This window comes from Burkholderia sp. SIMBA_062, from assembly GCF_046534765.1.
GTDB classification, from domain to species: domain Bacteria; phylum Pseudomonadota; class Gammaproteobacteria; order Burkholderiales; family Burkholderiaceae; genus Burkholderia; species Burkholderia ambifaria.
This window is the reverse complement of sequence record NZ_JAWRYD010000080.1, coordinates 1-2,562: the sequence shown is the minus strand read 5'-3', so window position 1 is coordinate 2,562 and position 2,562 is coordinate 1. Positions and strand designations below refer to the sequence as shown.

General features: G+C 52.9%; 1 rRNA gene. It reads right to left on the bottom strand.

What is annotated here, in order from left to right:
• Positions 1–12: 12 nt before the first annotated feature.
• Positions 13–2,562, bottom strand: a 23S ribosomal RNA gene (locus tag SB786_RS35410); the annotation flags it as partial.

Genomic DNA, 2,562 nt, shown 5'->3' with positions numbered 1-2,562 from the left:
CAGACTTGTTATAGGATCAAGCCTTACGGGCAATTAGTATCAGTTAGCTGAACGCATTACTGCGCTTACACACCTGACCTATCAACGTCCTGGTCTCGAACGACCCTTCAAGGGGATCTAGTCCCCAGGGATATCTCATCTTAAGGCGAGTTTCCCGCTTAGATGCTTTCAGCGGTTATCTCTTCCGAACATAGCTACCCGGCGATGCCACTGGCGTGACAACCGGTACACCAGAGGTTCGTCCACTCCGGTCCTCTCGTACTAGGAGCAGCCCCCTTCAAATATCCAACGCCCACGGCAGATAGGGACCAAACTGTCTCACGACGTTTTAAACCCAGCTCACGTACCTCTTTAAATGGCGAACAGCCATACCCTTGGGACCGGCTACAGCCCCAGGATGAGATGAGCCGACATCGAGGTGCCAAACACCGCCGTCGATATGAACTCTTGGGCGGTATCAGCCTGTTATCCCCAGAGTACCTTTTATCCGTTGAGCGATGGCCCTTCCATACAGAACCACCGGATCACTATGACCTGCTTTCGCACCTGCTCGACTTGTCGGTCTCGCAGTTAAGCACGCTTATGCCATTGCACTATCAGCACGATTTCCGACCGTACCTAGCGTACCTTCGTACTCCTCCGTTACGCTTTGGGAGGAGACCGCCCCAGTCAAACTGCCTACCATGCACTGTCCCCGACCCGGATCACGGGCCAAGGTTAGAACCTCAAACAAACCAGGGTGGTATTTCAAGGACGGCTCCACCGAAACTAGCGTTCCGGTTTCATAGCCTCCCACCTATCCTACACAGATCGGTTCAAAGTCCAATGCAAAGCTACAGTAAAGGTTCATGGGGTCTTTCCGTCTAGCCGCGGGTAGATTGCATCATCACAAACACTTCAACTTCGCTGAGTCTCGGGAGGAGACAGTGTGGCCATCGTTACGCCATTCGTGCAGGTCGGAACTTACCCGACAAGGAATTTCGCTACCTTAGGACCGTTATAGTTACGGCCGCCGTTTACCGGGACTTCAATCAAGAGCTTGCACCCCATCATTTAATCTTCCGGCACCGGGCAGGCGTCACACCCTATACGTCCACTTTCGTGTTTGCAGAGTGCTGTGTTTTTATTAAACAGTCGCAGCCACCAGTTTATTGCAACCCCTTCACCCTCCTGGCGCAAGCCAGTCAAGCTACAAGGGCGTACCTTATCCCGAAGTTACGGTACCAATTTGCCGAGTTCCTTCTCCCGAGTTCTCTCAAGCGCCTTAGAATACTCATCTCGCCCACCTGTGTCGGTTTGCGGTACGGTCATCGTTAGACTGAAGCTTAGAGGCTTTTCTTGGAACCACTTCCAATTGCTTCGCTCCCGAGGGAGCTCGCGCCACACCCTTGAATTACGCACCCGGATTTGCCTAAGTGCCTTCTCCAATGCAGCGACCGGGACTTCCAACACCCGGACAACCTTCCGCGATCCGTCCCCCCATCGCATCTAACAATGGTGCAGGAATATTGACCTGCTTCCCATCAGCTACGCATTTCTGCCTCGCCTTAGGGGCCGACTCACCCTACGCCGATGAACGTTGCGTAGGAAACCTTGGGCTTACGGCGAGGGGGCCTTTCACCCCCTTTATCGCTACTCATGTCAGCATTCGCACTTCCGATACCTCCAGCACGCTTTTCAACGCACCTTCGCAGGCTTACGGAACGCTCTCCTACCATGCGAGCATAGCTCGCATCCGCAGCTTCGGTATATAGCTTAGCCCCGTTACATCTTCCGCGCAGGACGACTCGATCAGTGAGCTATTACGCTTTCTTTAAAGGGTGGCTGCTTCTAAGCCAACCTCCTGACTGTTTTAGCCTTCCCACTTCGTTTCCCACTTAGCTATATTTGGGGACCTTAGCTGGCGGTCTGGGTTGTTTCCCTCTTGACACCGGACGTTAGCACCCGATGTCTGTCTCCCGTGATTGCACTCTTCGGTATTCGGAGTTTGCTATGGCGGGGTAATCTGCAATAGACCCCCCAACCATGACAGTGCTCTACCCCCGAAGGTGAGACACGAGGCACTACCTAAATAGTTTTCGGAGAGAACCAGCTATTTCCAAGTTTGTTTAGCCTTTCACCCCTATCCACAGCTCATCCCCTAACTTTTCAACGTTAGTGGGTTCGGACCTCCAGTACGTGTTACCGCACCTTCATCCTGGCCATGGATAGATCACTTGGTTTCGGGTCTACGCCCAGCAACTGAACGCCCTATTCGGACTCGCTTTCGCTACGCCTGCCCTATACGGTTAAGCTTGCTACTGAACGTAAGTCGCTGACCCATTATACAAAAGGTACGCCGTCACCCCTTACGAGGCTCCGACTGTTTGTATGCATGCGGTTTCAGGATCTATTTCACTCCCCTCCCGGGGTTCTTTTCACCTTTCCCTCACGGTACTGGTTCACTATCGGTCGATCACGAGTATTTAGCCTTGGAGGATGGTCCCCCCATCTTCAGACAGGATTTCACGTGTCCCGCCCTACTTGTCGTACACTTAGTTCTTTCATACTGTTTTCGCCTAC